This window comes from Pandoraea apista (genome assembly GCF_001465595.2).
GTDB lineage: Bacteria > Pseudomonadota > Gammaproteobacteria > Burkholderiales > Burkholderiaceae > Pandoraea > Pandoraea apista.
The window spans coordinates 3,304,836-3,323,766 of sequence record NZ_CP013481.2; the positions used below are offsets into that span (position 1 = coordinate 3,304,836).

At 62.7% G+C, this 18,931-nt stretch carries 16 protein-coding genes; all 16 read right to left on the reverse strand.

The genetic code is table 11. The features are described from left to right. Positions 1-142: 142 nt before the first annotated feature. On the reverse strand, positions 143-2,035 hold the full coding sequence (locus AT395_RS15080; RefSeq protein WP_042116397.1) for a potassium transporter Kup: 1,893 nt from the start codon (positions 2,033-2,035) through the stop codon (positions 143-145). 437 nt (positions 2,036-2,472) lie between these two features. Beyond that, positions 2,473-3,201 carry a DUF2968 domain-containing protein gene (locus AT395_RS15085; protein WP_082117935.1) on the reverse strand — a complete coding sequence of 243 codons (729 nt, stop codon included), beginning with the start codon at positions 3,199-3,201 and terminating at the stop codon, positions 2,473-2,475. Positions 3,202-3,526: 325 nt separating this feature from the next. Further along, complete coding sequence (locus AT395_RS15090; RefSeq protein WP_048629661.1) at positions 3,527-4,924, reverse strand: sigma 54-interacting transcriptional regulator; 1,398 nt, start codon at positions 4,922-4,924, stop codon at positions 3,527-3,529. A gap of 108 nt (positions 4,925-5,032) precedes the next feature. Next, positions 5,033-7,045, reverse strand: coding sequence for a TadG family pilus assembly protein (locus tag AT395_RS15095; protein ID WP_167370735.1), 2,013 nt, complete (start codon positions 7,043-7,045; stop codon positions 5,033-5,035). 99 nt (positions 7,046-7,144) lie between these two features. Next, the gene (locus AT395_RS15100) at positions 7,145-7,666 is read right to left on the reverse strand and encodes a DUF3613 domain-containing protein (RefSeq protein WP_042116402.1); all 522 of its coding nucleotides are present in this window, start codon (positions 7,664-7,666) and stop codon (positions 7,145-7,147) included. Positions 7,667-7,802: 136 nt separating this feature from the next. After that, entirely contained in the window at positions 7,803-8,894 is a 1,092-nt protein-coding gene (locus tag AT395_RS15105) for a tetratricopeptide repeat protein (protein WP_053086406.1), read from the reverse strand. Further along, positions 8,891-9,919 carry a type II secretion system F family protein gene (locus AT395_RS15110; RefSeq protein ID WP_058375212.1) on the reverse strand — a complete coding sequence of 343 codons (1,029 nt, stop codon included), beginning with the start codon at positions 9,917-9,919 and terminating at the stop codon, positions 8,891-8,893. Before AT395_RS15110 ends, AT395_RS15105 begins: the two co-directional genes overlap by 4 nt. Positions 9,920-9,938: 19 nt before the next feature. After that, a complete protein-coding gene (locus tag AT395_RS15115; protein WP_048629665.1) occupies positions 9,939-10,862 on the reverse strand; it encodes a type II secretion system F family protein in 924 nt (307 codons plus the stop codon). Continuing rightward, on the reverse strand, positions 10,859-12,244 hold the full coding sequence (locus AT395_RS15120) for a CpaF family protein (RefSeq protein WP_042116405.1): 1,386 nt from the start codon (positions 12,242-12,244) through the stop codon (positions 10,859-10,861). Before AT395_RS15120 ends, AT395_RS15115 begins: the two co-directional genes overlap by 4 nt. 1 nt (position 12,245) lies before the next feature. Next, positions 12,246-13,583 carry a CpaE/TadZ family protein gene (locus AT395_RS15125; RefSeq protein ID WP_042116406.1) on the reverse strand — a complete coding sequence of 446 codons (1,338 nt, stop codon included), beginning with the start codon at positions 13,581-13,583 and terminating at the stop codon, positions 12,246-12,248. A 75-nt stretch (positions 13,584-13,658) separates the two neighbouring features. After that, positions 13,659-14,993: a type II and III secretion system protein family protein gene (locus tag AT395_RS15130; protein WP_048629666.1), complete on the reverse strand. Its 1,335-nt coding sequence runs from the start codon at positions 14,991-14,993 to the stop codon at positions 13,659-13,661. A gap of 158 nt (positions 14,994-15,151) precedes the next feature. Further along, entirely contained in the window at positions 15,152-16,174 is a 1,023-nt protein-coding gene (gene cpaB / locus AT395_RS15135) for a Flp pilus assembly protein CpaB (protein ID WP_042116409.1), read from the reverse strand. A gap of 128 nt (positions 16,175-16,302) precedes the next feature. Next, positions 16,303-16,779 (reverse strand): TadE/TadG family type IV pilus assembly protein, encoded by a 477-nt coding sequence (locus AT395_RS15140; RefSeq protein WP_107337862.1) that lies wholly within the window; start codon positions 16,777-16,779, stop codon positions 16,303-16,305. Between the two features lie 143 nt (positions 16,780-16,922). Beyond that, positions 16,923-17,402 carry an A24 family peptidase gene (locus tag AT395_RS15145; RefSeq protein ID WP_052765664.1) on the reverse strand — a complete coding sequence of 160 codons (480 nt, stop codon included), beginning with the start codon at positions 17,400-17,402 and terminating at the stop codon, positions 16,923-16,925. A 13-nt stretch (positions 17,403-17,415) separates the two neighbouring features. Continuing rightward, entirely contained in the window at positions 17,416-17,616 is a 201-nt protein-coding gene (locus tag AT395_RS15150; protein ID WP_312023905.1) for a Flp family type IVb pilin, read from the reverse strand. A gap of 145 nt (positions 17,617-17,761) precedes the next feature. After that, a complete protein-coding gene (locus AT395_RS15155; protein ID WP_042116412.1) occupies positions 17,762-17,947 on the reverse strand; it encodes a Flp family type IVb pilin in 186 nt (61 codons plus the stop codon). Between the last annotated feature and the right edge of the window lie 984 nt (positions 17,948-18,931).

The following is an 18,931-nucleotide window of genomic DNA, read 5'->3' on the forward strand; positions in this document are numbered from 1 at the left end:
CGCGCCGCGACGAAAAGCCCGCCGTCTTCGGATCGCGGGCTTTTTTGTACGGGAGACAAAAAAGCCGGTGGAGATTTCGCTCCACCGGCTTTGTCTTACCTCTCGCGCTGCGCCGCATCGGGATGCCGCGGCGCCAGCACTATCAGATCTCGATCTTCGTCCCCAGCTCAACCACGCGGTTCGCGGGAATACTGAAGAAGTCGGTCGGTTTGGCCGCATTCTGATGCATCCAGGCGAACAGGCGTTCGCGCCAGATCGACATACCCGGCAGCTTGGTCGGCACCACGGTCTCGCGCGCGAGGAAGAACGACGTATCCATCAGCTCGAAGTGCATGTCCGTCTTCTCTTCGAGCAGATGAAGCACTTCCTTCACGTCGGGCGTTTCGTTGAAACCGAAGGTGGCAACCACGCTGTACAGGCCACCCGTGTGATCCTTGACCTCGATACGATTGGCGTCTTCGACATACGGCACGTCGACCGTGCGGAAGGTCAGGAAGATAGTGCGCTCATGCAGAATGCGGTTGTGCTTGAGGTTGTGCAGCAGGCTCACCGGCACCAATGTGTTGCCCCCCGTCAGATAAATCGCAGTGCCGGCCACGCGATGCGGTGGATGGGCAAGCAGGCCCTGCAGGAACGGCCCGAGCGGAATACCGTCGGCGGCCGTACGCTCCCGCAGCAACTGACGCCCCTTGTGCCAGGTCATCAGCATGAAGAACAGGAACGCACCCAGCGCCAGCGGCAACCATCCGCCCTCTTCGACCTTGATCAGGTTCGCGCCAAAGAACGCGAAGTCGACCACGAGGAAGCCGGCAATGATCAGCGCCACCAGGAACTTGTTCCAGTTCCAGACCTTGACCATGACCACGCAGGCGAGAATCGTCGTGATGACCATCGTGGTCGTCACCGCGATACCGTACGCCGCCGCCAGATTGCTCGACGACTTGAACGCCAGCACGATCCAGATGATGACCAGCAGCAGCGCCCAGTTGATCACCGGCATGTAGATTTGTCCGATCTCGCGATCCGACGTATGCAGGATCTTCATGCGCGGCACGTAGCCCAGTTGAATGGCCTGGCTAGTCAGCGAGAATGCCCCCGAGATCACGGCCTGCGAGGCAATCACGGTGGCTGCCGTTGCCACGATCACGAGCGGCAACAGCGCCCAGTCCGGCGCCAACAGGAAGAACGGGTTCTCGATGGCCTTCGGATTCGTGAGCAGCAGTGCGCCCTGACCGAAGTAATTCAACGTCAGCGCCGGGAACACCAATGCCGTCCATGCGAATCGGATCGGACGAATCCCGAAGTGCCCCATGTCGGCATACAGCGCCTCGGCACCGGTCAGCACCAGGAACACCGAGCCCAGCACGATATAGGCTTGCAGGGCGTGCGTGCGAATGAAATGGATGCCGTAGTACGGGTTGATCGCCTTGATGATCTCAGGCGCCGCGACGATGTTGTACACACCGAGCACACCGAGAATCACGAACCACGTCACCATCACCGGCCCAAACAGGCGACCGACCTTGGCCGTACCCGACTTCTGCATCGAGAACAGGATGATGAGAATGACGATCGTGATCGGCAAGACGAAGCGCGTGAGCGAAGGCGCCGCAATCTCCAGGCCCTCGACCGCCGACATCACGGAGATGGCCGGCGTGATCACCGCATCGCCGTAGAACATGCAGGCGCCGAACATACCGAGCATCATCAGCACCGATGCCCACCTGCTGCCCGCCCGCACACTGCGCAGGCTCAGCGCCATCAGCGCGAGCACACCGCCTTCGCCACGGTTGTCCGCACGCATCACGAACAGCACGTATTTGAGAGAGACCACGATCACCAGCGCCCAGAACAGCAACGAGATGATGCCGAACACGGCCTGCGGGTTAAACGGAATGCCGTGCTGTGGATCGAAACATTCCTTGAGCGCATAGAGCGGGCTGGTGCCGATATCGCCGAAGACCACGCCGATGGCCGCCACCATGAGCGCGGGCATGGCCTGAGGGCGCTGCCCGTGTCGTATGTTTTGCGTCATAAGGTTTGGGTAATCGCTTTATTGCGCTGCACAAAATGGGCGCTATTCTAACTGGGCGCCGGTTCCCTCGCCAGTCCGGACAGGTGCTAGGTGCCAGACGTTCTACATGACATGCCCTGCTAGGATAATTCGAGCCGCGCCCCGTGACCAGCACGGCAACACAAGGGTTTAGCCTCCCTATGAGGGTGCGCCGTCGCGCACGCGGCACCGCATTTCGAGTTGCAAATGCGAGACATATGCCAGGCATGGGTCATTCGTATATCGACAGCCTTGCCAATTGCGTGTAGGTCCCCGTACACCAACCCGCTGCGCCCCGTCGGACGGGCATCTGCGGCCGTAACAGGACGCATCCGCCCATGAAAAAAGCCGCCCGAAGGCGGCTTTCTCACATCCTGAGACGTCGAGCCTCGACCAACGACCGCCGACGCACCAGGTGTTTAATGACGACGCGTCGTCTTGCGGTTGCCGGTGCCCTTGACCGAGCGCACGAGATCCGAATCGGCGCTGTTCTGCTCGGCCTCCAGCGAACGGATCTGACCTTGCAGGTCCGTCAGGCGAATACGCGCAGCGCTGCGCTCCGTTTCCAGTGCCGCGGCCTGCTCGCGCACAGCCTGCTGATTCTGGGCCAGCGCTTGCTCCTGCTGACGCTGAATCGCGAGATCGTTCTGCACGGCGTTCAGGCGCGCCTCGCTTTCAGCAAGTTGGCGTTCCATCATCGCCTTTTGGGCTTCGAGCTTGATGCGACGGATTTCAACGTCGGCGAGCACTTGCGTCTGACGGACGAAATCGCCGTATAGCGCTTCGGCCTTCTTCTCGTTGCCCACCTTCACCACGCGCCAGAACTGGCCTTCATGGAACAGGGCAACGTAGTAACCCATCGTCTGCGGATAGAACAACAGGCTTGCGCCGTAGCGACCGTTGTACGTAGTGCGAAGTTCGGTAACGTCCTTGTTCTGGATACGATCGCGCAGTTCCTGAATCGCCCCCGAGGCAGCCGCCGGAGCGGTAGCCGATTGCGCAGGCACTGCCGGAGCCGCGAGTTGAGCGGGCGTCGCGCCGGTCACATCCCTGACCGCGTCGGCAGCCCCCGCCGACGTTCCCCAGGCTGCCAGGCATGCCACCCCCACGCCCAACCATAACCGCCCCCGGCAATCACTGATTTTCATCTGATCTGTTTTCCTGTTATCGACCGGATCGTTTCACGACCCTTATTCGTCGCATTCAATCGCCACCCCGGACTCCGTCCCGAGGATCTGAGACCTGCGTATTTGTGGAATGATAACCGCATGCCCGCAACAGCCGACAATTCTATCCATTGCGACGCGCTCTTCCAAGCAGGGAATGCGTTATTGTGCCCGACCGATTTCATCTGTTGATACCGCGCAACTACGGGGTCTGCGCGAGTTCCTCTGAGCGGAACGTTCTTGTCAGACAAATCCCGTCATGCGAACGAAAATTCAGCCGTTGCCTACACGAAAAACCGTTGGGCACTCACGCTTCGTACTCGTTCGCCAGTTCCGAGTCGTTGCCGAGGATCTGATACTTGCGCATTTTTTCCCAGAGCACCTTGCGGCTGATGCCCAGTGCGTTGGCCGTATCCTGACGCCGCCAGCCATTGGCATCGAGTGCCGTGACGATACGTGCGCGCTCGGCTGCGTCCCAGCGCGCACGGTCGGTGAGCGGGCCACCGCGCGACGGATCGTCACCACGCACGACCGAGCCAATGGATAGCGCGTCGAAGATCGGGCGAATGCGCCGTTCGTCCCACCCGCCCAATTGCCGGTAGATGATACCGACGCGCTCGGCGATGTTACGCATCTCGCGCACATTACCGGGAAACACCCCGCCCTCCACCAGTTCGCGCAGCCACGGCGGCACCTGCTCGCCCACTTCGCTATTGCCCACGACCTTGCCGAGGTAGGTCGTGAAAACGGCCAGCTTATCGACCGGCCCGCGCTCTTCGAGGCTGGGGATATGCAGCTCGATGACGGCAAGCCGGTAGAACAGGTCGGCGCGAAACAACTCATCGCGCACCATCGTCTTGAGGTTCTTGTTGGTGGCCGCCACGAGCCGGAAGTCGAGCTTCACCGGCTGCGCCGAACCCAGCCGCGTTACCGCACTATCTTCCAGCACTCGCAGCAGCTTGACCTGTTGATACAACGGCAGATCGCCGATTTCGTCGAGAAAGAGCGTGCCGTCGTTGGCTTGTTCGAAATAGCCCTTGTGCGAATAAAGCGCCCCCGTGAACGCGCCTTTGGCGTGACCGAAGAAATGCGACTCGAACAGCCCGTCCGGAATCGCACCGCAGTTCACGGCAACGAAAGGTCCTTGTCCATAGTGACTATGCTTGTCGTGCAGCAGGCGGGCGATGCGCTCCTTGCCTACGCCGGTCTCGCCGTGAATAAGCACGTTCGAATCGCAATCGGCAAAGGCGTCCACCTCGGCGAGCAGCCCGAGCATGGCACTCGACTGGGCAACGAGCGGATCGGCCGGCGCCGGCGCACGGTCGGCTTCGGCAATAGCGCCCGAGAGCTTGAAGATAAGCGTGCGCAGTTCCGCGCCCGAGAAGTCGAGCGTGAGGATGTTGCTGTACTCGGGCGGATAGACACGCGGATCGTTCTCTCGCGGCGTGGTCGCCACCCAGATGACGGGCATGCCGTGGCCCAGTTGCCACTCCTGCGCGTTGGTCGACGCACCTTCGATCACCGACACGCTGACCACTGCGATGGACGGGCGCGCCTTGGTGCGCTCGCGCGACAGATCCATGCCGTCGGCGCGAATGACCTCCATATCGAAGCTCGCGAGGCAATGCGCTACCCGGTCGGCAATATCCGACTTGCCTTCCCACACGTACACATCGAGATCTTCACGTATTGGCTTGCTTTTCATGCTGGTCCGCTGGTCGACGTTCGCCCTCGGCGTTCGTCATGGTGAAGTTCAGTGTTTCGATCTTGCTACGTTTGCGCTCCGGAGGCGGCCCCGTCGAGCGGGGCCTTGCTACTGCACGAGTTGTACCAGACCGTTCTGGCAGTCGATGCTGTCCACGGTCACCGTTGTCATGCCGAGTGTGACGCCCAACGACGAGAGCAGCGTGTTGAGCAAATTGCTCAGCGGCGAGAGCAACGGATTGAGCAAGGTGTAGAGAATACTGCCGAGTACCGGAGAAATATCGGCGGTCCCGATGGACCCCGACACAGCGTTGACACGGCACTGATTCGCCCCGCTGCCCGCCAGATTGCACACCAGATCGGAGAGCCCGCCCAGCAGGCCGTTCACGATCCCGCCAAGGGTATTGACCAGCCCTGTGACGAGTCCGCCTACGCCGCCGAGGACTTGTGGCAGGTTCAACGTGAGCACGCCACCGAGCGTGGTATTCAGCGCATTCGTCGTTGCCTTCAGTCCGGAGGCGGCACTACTGAGAAACGAGTTGACCGTCGAGATGGTGAGACCCTCCGCCGACGACGGCACGTTGTTCACCAGACCAGTGCCGATCGTGCCCGATGTCGACGAGCCCGACGCACTCACATCCAGCGACAGGCCCGCGATCAGCGCGGTAACGATCTGGGTCAGGTTCACACTGGAACCGACCGGGCCGATTGCCTGTGGGAACGGACCGTTAAACGTCAAAGGCGCGGGTGAATTGGTTACGAGCGACAGGTTGACGTTGCCACCGACGTTGATCAGCCCCAGCAGCGTCGCGATGTTCGTGCGTTGCGTCATGAGGGTGGTGCAACTTGCCGGGTTCGTCGTAACATCCACTCCGCTGGACGTACCGCCTACACACACGTTCACCAGCCCCGACGTGACCTGCAGGGTCGTCGAGGGCGTCGCGCCGCATTGCAGCGCCGTGACCTTGGCTGTCGACTGGGCAACCTCGAGCACGAGCGGCAAATTCAGTTGCGTACCGAGGCCATTGAGTAGCCCGCCAAGCGTGCCTGCCGACGAGTTGACCGTCAGGAACAGTCGAACCTGTGCCGTGGTCGCAGTCGCCCCGACACCCCCCACCCCCAATTGTGGCGGCGAGATAACGCGGGCCACGACCGACACCGTGCCTCCCAGAATCGAGAGCGACGGGATCGCCACAGCATTGTTGCTATTGGCCCCGACGACGGCGGCCGAAATCAGATCGGCAATGCCGATATTGGCATTGAGTGCATTCGCCGCCGTGACACCGGCCGCGTCGATATTGGCGATAATGCCCGGCGTCGTCGCCGTCCCGAACAAGTTGATCGGCAAGTTCAACACCGGACTGCTAGCGAACACGTTGATAAATTTATTCAGTGCTGTCACAGATGCCGAAAGCGCACCGTTCTGCGTGATGAGCGCCGTATTCGTCGCACTTAGTAACGCCCCCACCGTCAGGTTCTTCACGGCGGCAACCCCCGAGAGCGACGCCACCGTGACATCTCCGGTCACCCCCACCCCAAGGGCCTGCAACAGTCCCATGGGCGTGATGTTCACACCGACGAGTTGTTGAGCCGCCGCCACGTACAACTGCGGGGAGATCCCCACCGCAGTCAGCAGCGGCGCCAGTATGGAATTATTGGCGTTTAGCGCAAGCACCCCCGAATCGACAGTGAACGTCACCACGGCGGGCGCCTTACGGGCGATGGCGGTGGCCGAAATCGTGCGCGTGCCGACGAGTTGGAAGAATGAAGGAACCGACAGCGTCAACGTGACCGACACCGCGTTACCGCTTGCCGCACTCGCCGCATTGCCCGGCGTGAAGGGAACGAACGTGCCGGGGCCTGTGGCGCTCGCTGCGGGCGATGTCCACACGCCGCACGACGAGGACACCGTCAGCGTCGGCGCGTTGATGTTCGCCGTAGCGTTCGCCGAGGCAACTGCGGCAAACGAGGTAGCGTTGGCGCACCCGGGAAGCGTCTGCGCGCCTGCGAGCGCTGCCATATCGGCGGCGCGCTGCAAGTTACGGCGCTGCATGAACGCATTGCCGGCATCGAGGGCGAACGCGAGAATCAGCACCACGATCAGAAAGATGAAGGACAGCACCGGCACAGACCCTCGCTGCCGCCCGCCGGGAGGCATGACAGCCGTGACTGGCGTTACACGAGCCGTTTGGCGCACACGCGCACGCGATGTCATGACACATCACTGGCTCGCGCCAGCTCCCGTAGCCGGAGGTGCAGCGCCACCGCCGCCTCCGCCGCCGCTTGCGCTATCGCTCTGGATCATCGTCGGATAAAACTGCGGAATCGGGTAAGCAAAACTATCCAGGTAGCGCTTGTACGCGCGCGAGGCGGTTGCCCCCAGCATTGGCAAGCCGGGCCCGGCGGCCAGATTGCTCGCTTGCAGTGCGAGCAAACCTTCAGTCTCGTCCCCAAGCATGCCGTCGCGGGCGTGCTCACCCACACGCAACGGCGTATCTCGACGAACCACGTCCCTCGGTACGCGTCTCTCTTGCGTCGCAGGTGCCGCCGCCGGGGCGGTTTGCGCCACTTGTGCCTGCCCCGCGTCGCCGGCGGCGGGCATCTGCTGAACCACAGGTGCTGTCTGCGCCGGCGCAGGAGCCGGGGCAGTCACGTAACGGGTGTCGGCACTCCCCATCGATCCGGTGATCGGCACGTTGCTCTGCGCCACGGCCACGCCGCTCCAGATTGCCAGTACAGCCACACTAAGCTGTGCCGCCCGAAGCGGCCGGGAGCCCGTTTTTCCTTGTAATTTCTGGACTGCCATCATCGTGTCTCCCTGGTATTACGCGACTCGCATGAGGTGTCTGGCGTCGTGCATGAATGGAGAAAGCCCTGTGTCATTGCGAATGGCCGAAACGATCGAGCATCGACGTTGGCATGTCGCTGCGGCTCACATCGCCTGCGCGCGCCAGCTTGGCGTCTGACGTTGCGGCCTTGACCTGCGTTTGCGCGGGCCCCGCGACCGATTCGCTCCCCGAGGTCAGACGCACGACCACCGGGCCGTCGCCGGTGCCGGCTGCGTTGGCATTCGCACCCGCACTTCCTGCCCCGCGCTGCGCTGCCGTCGCCACGCGCGGGGCCGGCGGCGCGATGGTGGCCGCCGCCTGTGCAGCCGCGCGTGCAGCCTCGGCTCGGCGCGCCTTCACCCGCGCACCGATATCCGCCGCGAGCTTGTCGATAGCGTCGCGCGTGGCTTGCGGCATCTTCGCGTGCGTCATCATGTCCTCCGCGCGCGATCGCTCACCGGCCACCACGAGATACACCGCCAGATTGCTGAGCACTTTACGGCTGTCGGGCCGCAACTCGGCCGCCTGAGCGAGCGGCACGCGCGCCGCACCGGTGTCCCCGTTGTTCAGCAACGCGAAGCCGAGATCGCTCAGATAAAACGCCTCGGTCGGTGCGCGAGACACCGCTTCGCGCAACGCCTGCGCCGCCGCCGCATAATCCTTGCGTTGCGCCGCGACCAGCCCCAGGCCGTGCCATGCCGCAGCGGATTCGTCCCCAACCAACAGTAAGCGGTAGGCTTGTTCGGCAGCATCGGGTTGACCAGTCTCGCGCAGGGCATCAGCGCGCAGAATATCGATATCCGGCGCCGTACCGTATTGAAGACGAAACTGTTCGATGTGTGCGAGCGACGCAAAATACGACCCTTGCTCCTGCATCTGACGGATCATCGACAAATACAATTCGCGCGAATCCGGCTTGGCTGCCCGGGCCTTCTCTTCGTCGTTCTGCTGGGCTTGCATCAGCGCGGCGGCCGACGGTGCGCCATAACCGCCAATGCGCGGACCACCGCATCCGGCGAGCGTTGCCGCGCACAGCATGGCGATCAATGCTCCCGCTATCGCGCGTGCGGATTGGCGTTCGTGTTGGGCAACGGCCACCGTCATGGTGTCCGGTTGGGCGTGCGTCGAGATAGGCAAGGTCACTGCATGGCCTCCATCGATTTGGTCAGCGAGAGAATCGCCGGGCCCGCGACGACCAGCATCAGCGCGGGCAGGAGGGTCAGCATCATCGCCAGCGTCATCTTCACGGTGAGCTTGCCGATGCGCTCTTTCATCGTCTGCCGACGTTGTTCGCGCAGACGGTCACTGAACTGCTGCAACGGCTCCTGCACGGCGCCGCCGTGTTGCTCGACCTGCACGATAAGGCGCACCAGCGCTCGCAGATCGTCGTTGTCGTAGACCTCGCGCAGCCGGGCCATGGACGCTTCTCGCCCACGTCCGGAGGCATGTTGGCGATTGGCGTTCTCGAACTCCCTGGACAGAATCGGTAACACCTCTCGGAAGTCAGTCACCATCACGTACAGGCTTTGATCCATCGACAGCCCCACCCCCTGCAACAAGCGCAACAAGTCGATGAGCAACGGCAACTCTTCAACCAGATCGCGACGGCGTTGACCCGCCTTGCGCTGGACGAAGAACTTCGGCGCGAGCACCCCGGCCCCGGCGGCACCGATCAGACGCAGGATCGTGCTCAACCCGCCACCGCCCGGAAACCACAGCCAGACGAGCACCGGGAGTACGACGGCCAGCGCCACCCGCGCAAACAGGAAGAGCGACTTGGCTCGCACACTGTCGTAGCCGCACTGCGCGAGCAATAGCCGATCTTCGGCGGCGATCAGATGCTGCCCGAGGCGTGTCTCCGACCACTGCTTGCCAAGGGCCGACGCGCGATCGATCAGTACGCGCCACCCCCGCCCCCCGCCTTTCGCCTCAAGCCCGTCGTCATCGCCGTTCGCACGCAGCCCGCCCGGCGCAGTCGCGGCGCGCAGCGCCGCCAGCGCCTGTTGCTGGCGGCTCGCCAGCACCTGATCGATCATGCGTTCGCTACGGCCCTGACGCACCGCGCGCAACAATATGGCCGACGCGCCCAGCAGCAATCCCGCCGCGACCATCAACAGGCCCAGCATCATCCACAAATGCGAATCGGACGACAGCGACGACAGATTCATCTCGTTAAGTCCCTCGCGCTCACAGCGACTTGGCCAGACGGTACAACACGAAGCCACCAAAGACTTCCAGCCCCAGACCTATGCCCAACAGCTTCATACCGGCAGGTTCCTGGAACATCGGTTCGAAGAATTTCGGATTCAGCAACATCAGCACCGCGCTGACAATGATCGGCAGCGCCGCCAGCACCCATGCCGACAGCCGGGTCTCGGACGACAGCGCGTAAAGCTCGGCTTGCGCTTGCTCGCGATCGCGCATGAAGCCCGCCATGCGCGACAGGATCTGGTCGGCGCGTCCGCCGAAGCGAGTCGACAGATCGACCACCGACGCGAACAGATAAATCTCCTCGACGTGATACACCCGCGCGATCTGCTTGAGCGCCACGTCCAGATCCACCCCTGCCTGCACCTGCCGCACGGCCCGCTCGAGCAGCTCGCGCAGCGGCATGTCGGCGTTCGCGGCGGCCGTCTGGAAAGCCGCCGGCAAACTGTTCCCGACCGTCAGCATGCGCACCATGCCGTCGAGAAACACCGGCAACTGACGCACGATGTCGCGGTGCCGGCGCGCCGCCTTGAACCAGTAGCGCAGTACGTTCCCGATGACATACAGCGTCAGAATGACGATGGCCGAAAGTGGCCCGTGCCAGACCCAGAATACGAGCGCCAGCGCCAGCCCCGGCGCAATGAGCAACGTATAGAACATCGGATCGGGCTTGACGCCCGCGCGCTCGAAGAAGAACTCCCACGGCAACGATTTGCGGCGCGGCGTACGTGAAACGGCCCCTTCGCCGGTGGCAAATCGTGGTGTGGTGTTCGCTAGCTGCCGCTCGAGAAACGCGCTCGTTGCCTGATCTCGTACGCGCTTTTGCGTGCGGCGCCATAGCTCCAACCCTGCCGCGATCAGCAGCAGGGCGATGCAAATGACCCACAACACGATAGGGTTCATCGCCGGCGTCCGAAAAAGCCGCCGCCGCCAGAATCCGGCGGCGTAGTGTTCTGCGATTGCGCCGATTGCGCCGATTGCGAGGCGGCCGCCGCATTGCGCGTTTGCTCCTTGTAACGCTGCAATTTCGGCGAGTGCGGCTGGATGCCAAGCGAGATCCAGCGGTCTTTCTCTTCGCCGTCCGGGCCAACAACCGATTCGTGACGGAACAGCTCTTGCGTGGAGATGACCGTATCCGACACGCCAGTGACTTCGGTAATGGAAAGAATGCGCCGGCGACCGCTCGACAAACGACCAATCTGCACGATGAAATCGAGCGCGCTGGTGATCTGCCGCCGCAGACTGCTTTCGCTGCCCTGGAACCCGGCAAAGCCCGCCAGCATCTCCAGACGGTAGAGACATTCGCGCGGCGAATTGGCGTGAATCGTCGCCATGGAGCCTTCATGTCCCGTGTTCATCGCCTGCATCATTTCCAGCACTTCGGAACCGCGCACTTCGCCCACGATGATCCGGTCGGGACGCATGCGCAAGCTGTTGCGAATCAGATCCCGGATCGTCACTTCGCCCGAACCGTCGAAGCCACCCTGCCGCGATTCGAGCCTCACCACATGCGGGTGATTGAGCGAGAGTTCGGCCGTGTCTTCGACCGTTACCACGCGCTCGGTCGCCGGAATGAAGCTGGCGAGCGCGTTGAGCAGCGATGTCTTGCCCGAACTGGTTCCGCCGGAGACGAGAATGTTGCAGCGCGAGCGCACCGCCGCTTCGAGCAGACCGTAAATCTCTTCGTTGAAGCTGCCGAGTGCGAGCAGGTCGGACGGCTTGAGCGGGTCTTTGCGGAACTTGCGAATCGAGACGACCGGTCCGTCCACGGCCAACGGCTCGATGACCACGTTGAGACGCCCGCCGTCGGGCAGACGCGCATCGACCATCGGATTCGACTCGTCCAGACGCCGCCCGATCGGCGCGAGAATGCGACGCACAATACGCAGCAGATGCTGGTTGTCCGAGAAGCGCAGCGCTTCGCGGGCCAACACGCCATTGCGCGAAACGTAGACGTCGTTGTAGCCGTTGATCAGAATGTCTTCCACCGCCGGGTCGGCAAGCAGGTCTTCGATGGGACCGAAACCGGCGAGTTCTTTCGTGAGCGCATCCGAGATCTGGCGCAATTCGGATTCGTTGATCGGAATGCGGCGCAGCCGCACGAAGCCGTCCATCTCCAGATCGACGAACTGCTGAATCGCGCTGCGGCTCCAACGCCCGAACTCGGCGCCGAGTTCCTCAATCCGCGCGAGCAGATGCTCGTGCGCGGCGGTCTTGATGTCCTGGAACTGCTGCGAATTCGCAAACGCGCGCTTGTCGTCGGCAAATTCAATGGATTCGGTCATATCAGTGCTTTCCGATGAATCTACCCAGCCAGCCCGATGACTGACGTTGTGCGGCTCCGGTGCGTTGTGCCGAGAGCAGCCGTTCGACAAGCGGTTGCAAAGCGCGCACGTACGGATCGCTGCGCGCGGTATCGAGAATCAATTTGCCCTGATTGGTCGCAGAGAGCATTGCCAGCGGGCGATCGGGCAACGTGGCGAGCAGCGGCACATCGAATCGTTTGGCGATCTGGTCGGCGGCCATGCCGTAACGCGGATCGTAGCGATTCAGTACGAGATGCAGATGATCGCGCTCGACGCTCTTCTCTTCGAGATCGCGCAGCAGCGAGGCGAGCGAGACAATCGCGCCGACGCTCTGATCGACCACGAGCCAGACCTCGTCGGCCGCCCGCACGAGACTCGCCACGAACGCCGGATTCGAGAAACCGCCCAGATCGGCCACGATCAGATCGAAGAAAGCGCGCAGACGGTCGGTCAGCGCCAGCGCGTCGGCAGCCGCCACGCTGCGCATGTCGCCGAGATCGAGCGGCAGCGGCAGCACCGCCAGACCGCTGGGCGCGTGCGAGACGGCGGTGTGCACAAGCGTTTCGTCGAACCGGCGCAGGTTCTGCACTGCCTCGGCGAAGCTGAACTGGCTCTGTGTATTGAGATACAACATGCCGTCGCCGGAGGGCAGGCCGAGATCGAGCAGCGCCACATGACCGAGTAGCGATGTATCGAACTTATCGTCCTTGCTGTTCGGTGCCTTCGGCGCCCTGGCCGCCTTTTCCGGATGACCCGCCACCGACATTTCCTGCCCGAGTTGCGAGAGATGTGCCGCGAGCGTGCTGCATCCGACACCGATTCGCGCACCGAGCAGCACCACAAACCGCCCGTGCCGCTGCGGCGAAGCCACATTGACGGTGGGGGTCTGTTCGACCACCCGGCGAATCACATCGAGCGCCTCTTCATGCGTCGAATGCATGTCGATGAAGTCGTGCACGCCGGCGCGAATGGCGGCTTTCATACCGTCGGCGCGCACCATCGAACCGACGGCCACCAGCGGCAGTTTGGGCGCCACACGCTTGAGCATATGCGCGAGTTCGGTCGCCGCCGCAATGCCGCCGTCAGGGCTATCGTCGGTGTGCCCCGTTGGCTCCCCGGAGAAGTCGAGCAGCACCACCTGCGGGTCGAGATCGCCAATGCGTTGCTGCAATTGCGCTGGACGGCCGGCTTCCTGGAGCACGACCCCCTCTTCGCGAAGCGCCGCCGAGAGCCACTGACCGTGGCCGGCATGCGCACTGCAAAAGAGGAATCGATGCAACTCTGTCATGGTGTCCAGTATTCGCGTCGGTGCGTTCATTTGTGCACTCCTTACTGCCCTGTCCCCGGCTCTCGCTGTGGCTCGCTCGATGCCGCCATCCTGCCGGCATCGGCGCTACTTCGAGAATCCCGGCAATTCGCTGTCGCTTGCCACACCCATCAGGTACGCCCCCCAGACCGGGCCCGGACGACGCTCGCGCGTATCTCCCGGCAGCGGAATATCCGCCCCGCGGGCGACCGGCTTGACCAGATGCGGTGTCACGATGATGACCAGTTCCTTTTCGGCGCTGCTGTACTTCAAATTGCGAAAAAAGGCGCCGATGAGCGGCAAATCGCCGAGCAGCGGCACCTTGTCCACGGCGGAAGTCGTGGTGCGAGAAATCAGACCGCCGATGATGAAGCTCTCGCCATCGCCCAGCTCGACAGTTGTGTCGGCACGGCGGGTGGTGATCGCGGGAATCTGTGTCGAGTCGGTCACGATGGCATTCGTATAGTCGATGTCCGACGCTTCGGGCGCCACCTTCAACGCGATGCGGTTCGGCGAGAGAATCGTCGGCGTGACCGTCAGACCCACACCAAAAGGCTTGTAGACGATTGTGGTCGTGCCGAGCCCTCCCGACTGCGGCACCGGAATCTCGCCGCCGGCGAGGAAGCTCGCGCTCTGTCCCGAAAGCGCCACCAGCGTCGGGGCGGCCAGCACCCGGCCGAGGCCGTTCGATTGCAGCAGGTCGATCTCGGCCGACATGCTGAACGCTCCCCGGGTAATCGAGCCGAAGAACGAGCCGAAGTTCGACACGCTACTTGAGCCGGAACCGCCGCCGAACGCGGAGTTGAGCGCCGAGGTCACGCCAAAGCTGCCCGAGCCCGTCTTCTTCGACGCACTAAAGCTCGCGCCCAGTTGGTTGAGGATGTTGCGGTTAATTTCGACGATCTTCACGTCGACCTGCACCACACCGGTATCGCCGACCGTCGACCGGTCGACGACCACGCCGCCCTTGCCGGTGGCATCGACTGCCGCCGATTGCAGTCCGCTATGTTCGATGATGGTATTCGCGTGGCCCTTGATGATCGCCGCGTTACCGCGGGCATCGACGGTGGCGCTGCCCGTGTCGCCCAGCACACTCTGTAGATCGCCCGTTACATGGACTTCCCAGCGCACCGGCTCGCCACCGCGAGGCCACGCCGAGACCTGCGTGGTGCCAGCCTTCTTGCCCACAATCAGCACCGAACCGCGACGCCCGCCCGTGCCCTTGAGCACAACAATGTCGGCCACTGCGGGATCTGCCACCGCGACCCGCTCAAGCGAGCCCGGCACCTGAAGTTCGCGCTGCTCGTGCACACCCAACGTCAGCGAGCGCGTTCCGGCGCTCAAGGCCGGGTCGGCCGCGTCCGCCAGACGCACCGCCACCGTGGCGCCGCACGCAACGAGCGCGGCGAAGCACAACAGCATTCCCGTAACCCGTCTGGTCTGTCGTCTGGCAGTGCGAACCTGGCTTCTGATCATGGCGTGGCTGTATCGGTCACTGTGTCGGGTGAGTGGCGTCGCGTTCTCGCTCTGACGTCACGGTATCTGCATCGGTATCTTCGTCATCAACAAATTCAGTCGCATCAGTAGGAGGCCGTGGTACGTTCCGCACCGCGTACAACCTCGATCGAGCCGCCCCCGCCCCCACCTCCCGGCGCACGAGGCGCCGCTGCCGTACGGCGTACCGGTTCGCCTGCAAGGCCCGTGGTGGCGATCCCTGCGTAGGCCTGGTTCTCGGGCGTATCGAGTGCGGCTTTGTCGTCGCCCTTCAGACTCGACCTGGCGGCGAGTACCGGCGGCGGCGACGGGAACAGCGACGTATCGGGCCTGGCGTCGTCGCTCGGATTGCGCAAGGCGAGCGTGATCTTGCCCTGCTGCGTGCCGAGCACCACACGATTGACGTCGGCCACGGGCACGGCTACGACCGCGGCGGTCGCCGGCACGGGCGGTTGATTGCTCACGACCGGCGCAGGCTGGGGCGGCGGTGGCGTAGTTGTCGCTGCCTGCACGGTAGACGCCACGCTCGGCGCGGCCGGTGGCGGTGTCACATCGTCAAGCGACGCGGCCCCATAGCTCAATACGCGTACGCGCGACGCCAGCAGACGAGCCTGAGTGTCATCGACCAGCCCGCCGGTTGCGCCCGCTGGCTGGACCGTCTTCATCGTGAAGAAAACGTCCACGTAGTCGCCCGGACGAATGCGATTGCTCACGCCGATGGTCTCGGTGACGGGAATTGCGACGGCGCGCTCGCCCGGGGCGAGTTGCAGCGCCAGGCCGCGGGCGAGCGTGTTTTGCGTGACGGGTACATCGGCCGCGAGCGCGACGAGCGGCACTCGCCCCACCACATCGGCCGGATTCGAGAAACCGCCCACCGTCTGGCTATCGAACTGAACGAGCTTCACGCCGTCTGCCCCGATGGGCTGGCCCGGTGCGAGCGGCTTGGCCGCCACCACGGCCGGGTAGCGCTGCGTCAGTGTCTGCGTCACCGGAGACGGTGTCGTGGCCGGCGCCGGTGCGTTGGTCGTTCCGAGACGCAACGCGAAGAGCGCCAGCAGCACGCCGGCGACAACCAGCACAGCAGCAAGAATCTTGGTGGCATTGTTCATGGCTTGGGGCCCGTCGGCCGTTCAGTCACAACTTGCGGGACGCCGGAGGACCGGCGGCATGACAACTGGCAAAACCTCACATCGCTTTGTTGCTTGGGCGCTGTACGCGACATCCGTTCAACGCCGGTTCAGTTCCCGCCCAATGTCGACGTATCCAACGTGACAGCGGCGGTACCGACAATGTTCTGCGGCACCAGATTGGACAGCCCCGGCCAGTTGACTACCATCGGCTGAGCCAACGTCAACGTGACGCGCATGATGCATTGCGAACTGGCGCTGGTCGCCGACGCCGGGCACGGTGCACTTGCGTCGGATGCGAAACTTGCGGTGACGACCGATGCCGACGGCCACGTCAGCGTGTTGTTGACCGCCTGCGTGGCGTACGCCGTTCGCTGCGACATCGTGCCGGCGCGCAGCATTGCCCGGCCTGCCTCTGAAGCGGCTTGCGTGAGCATCTGGCGAGCGAGAATATTGATAGAGAACGCGACGGCGACATAGAACGCGGGCAGCAGAATCATCAGGATGAGCATGAATTCCAGCGCAGCAACGCCGCGCGAACGCGTGCATTGCAACCCTGCTCTTGCCTGTGCCCCAGACCGCTTCATGACGACACTCCCCGTCGCGCACGGCGCTGTGTGGCCGTGTTTGGCGACGCATTGGTCCGACCTGCTTGCGCGGCGTCGCCCGCGCCTCCCATTTTTGTGGTGCAGCCTGAAGCAGCACTCATCACCTCATTACTTCACCGCCGCTACCTCACCACCAGCGCCGCTGCAGCCAGATACGCCCCATAAGGCAATCCGATACGCCCGGCCCGCCAATGCAAAATCCGTTGCCAGACCCGCGAGGCGCTCAGTGCGTCGCGCCCGCGCGCCATCCACTTCAATCGTCCCGTGAGCAGCACCAGCGCATGCACACCCGCAGCCACACTGGCCAGACACCACACCGGCAGCAACGCCGGGTAACCCGCCACCAGACCAATCAGCGCAAAGAGCTTGACGTCGCCGGCCCCCATCACGCCGCGCCACCAGAAAGGCAGCAGTGCGACCAACCCCAGCAGAGCCCCCAGCCCGTGAACCCACAGAACCCGGGGTTCACCGTGCCAGGCTTGCCACACGATCCAGACCAACGCCAGCGTTCCGACACACAACAGCCAGGCGTTCGGTATGCGACGCGCCATCAGGTCGGTGATCACAATGGGCACGCACAACAGCCACAACAGAGTCAGCACCGGGGTTCTCGTATCAATGTGACGCAGCCGAGGTTGCCGCCGACGTAACGGTGCTAAAAGCGCTCGACAGCACACTGCTCAGGTTCGTGAACACCGTTGCGCCGATCACCACTGCCACGATCGCGGCCAGAATGCCGTACTCAAGCGCGGTGACACCCCGCTGCCGTGACAGTCCGCGTGGCCTACCGGCCACGCACGCTTTCATGATTCGCATGATTCGCTTCCCCGCGAATACAGCCTCTCGTTCCGAACGACGCGTTCAGCCAAACGGCGTCCGTCTCCTTGATTGCCGGCGTGCCAGTCGCATGCCGGCATTTATCACGCCCGTCGAGCCTGGCACGCCGCAGGTCGCGCGTGGATTACGCGCCTGCTGCCGTGACTGCCGATGAGATCTTCGAGAAGACCTGACTGAACGTGGTATTCAAGCTACCGAAGACCGTGCCACCGATCACCACCGCGACGATTGCGGCGAGAATGCCGTACTCCAACGCCGTCACGCCCCGCTCGTCGCGAGCAAACAGTCGAAAACGATTGATGAATTTCATACTACCCTCCCTCAATAAGGCGCCTGGCGCCCGTTGGCATACACGGCGAGAGCCCTGCCCCCCTTCGGGCGTGGCTATGGCTCGCCGTATTGCTTGTCAACTCTTGATTTCGGCCTCGGGTTCGTTGCGCCGCAGGGCTTACGAACCTCTTTTACGTTGCACGCCAATATTTCTTTACCTGTCGCCACGACTACTCCCACGACAGGCTATTTTTCCCGATGCTAAGTTAATCTGAATCACAAAAACTAGAGTCTTACTTCCAATCACTCAGGAGAGTGTAAAAAAACGTTACATAGGTTGATAAGACAATACTCCAAAACTTTGCAACGCAACCCTTACGAGGGAAAACCATGACTGTTGCAGCACAACACACTGCAACGGAATATCGCCAAATACGCGCAATACTTATTTAAATAACCCGCTAATTCGCGCTCAGTTGTGACGCGACTGATTACATGGCCGATTGGACCGATTAGGCGTCTATTCACGCGGCAATGCCAACCATGCTGCCGCCCCTTACGCCCGCCCCGTCCGTCACCTTCCCGCGACACGCACCGCCGCACAGGGCTTACCCGCTCCGGCACCCTCACAAGCATCTGACGGCAGAACTGCCACCCTTTCAATTCATTACTGCCCCGATGCGCCCTCATTGGCATGCCGATTTCATTCGTATTGCAATACGAATTCGCCATTGGCTTGTACCGTCCCCGACATTTATTACCTGAAATTACAGCGCGCACTTCACGCGCTTTGCGCGAGCCTTATCCGAATCTCTCACACCGCCTCATATCCACTGAGTTCCAAAGCAATTCCGGATCGGTGCGTTACGTAACGTTACCCGTAACACCCCCCGTAACGGGAACGGCAATTCGCCTGAAATTCGCCATTTCCCGATGGCGTTAACCCTGACCTCCCCCCGCTTAACACAGCCGCCGATCTCTTGATCGGAAAGATTCTTGTTTTCTGAAACGCAAATAAATACAG

Coding starts and splice junctions, on each gene's coding strand:
- AT395_RS15090 (WP_048629661.1), bottom strand. CDS start 4,924: ATGAAAAGCAAGCCAATACGTGAAGATCTCGATGTGTACGTGTGGGAA.
- AT395_RS15110 (WP_058375212.1), bottom strand. CDS start 9,919: ATGAATCTGTCGTCGCTGTCGTCCGATTCGCATTTGTGGATGATGCTG.
- AT395_RS15085 (WP_082117935.1), bottom strand. CDS start 3,201: ATGAAAATCAGTGATTGCCGGGGGCGGTTATGGTTGGGCGTGGGGGTG.
- AT395_RS15140 (WP_107337862.1), bottom strand. CDS start 16,779: ATGAAGCGGTCTGGGGCACAGGCAAGAGCAGGGTTGCAATGCACGCGT.
- AT395_RS15120 (WP_042116405.1), bottom strand. CDS start 12,244: ATGACCGAATCCATTGAATTTGCCGACGACAAGCGCGCGTTTGCGAAT.
- AT395_RS15155 (WP_042116412.1), bottom strand. CDS start 17,947: ATGAAATTCATCAATCGTTTTCGACTGTTTGCTCGCGACGAGCGGGGC.
- AT395_RS15115 (WP_048629665.1), bottom strand. CDS start 10,862: ATGAACCCTATCGTGTTGTGGGTCATTTGCATCGCCCTGCTGCTGATC.
- AT395_RS15150 (WP_312023905.1), bottom strand. CDS start 17,616: ATGCGAATCATGAAAGCGTGCGTGGCCGGTAGGCCACGCGGACTGTCA.
- AT395_RS15080 (WP_042116397.1), bottom strand. CDS start 2,035: ATGACGCAAAACATACGACACGGGCAGCGCCCTCAGGCCATGCCCGCG.
- cpaB (WP_042116409.1), bottom strand. CDS start 16,174: ATGAACAATGCCACCAAGATTCTTGCTGCTGTGCTGGTTGTCGCCGGC.
- AT395_RS15130 (WP_048629666.1), bottom strand. CDS start 14,993: ATGCTGTTGTGCTTCGCCGCGCTCGTTGCGTGCGGCGCCACGGTGGCG.
- AT395_RS15125 (WP_042116406.1), bottom strand. CDS start 13,583: ATGAACGCACCGACGCGAATACTGGACACCATGACAGAGTTGCATCGA.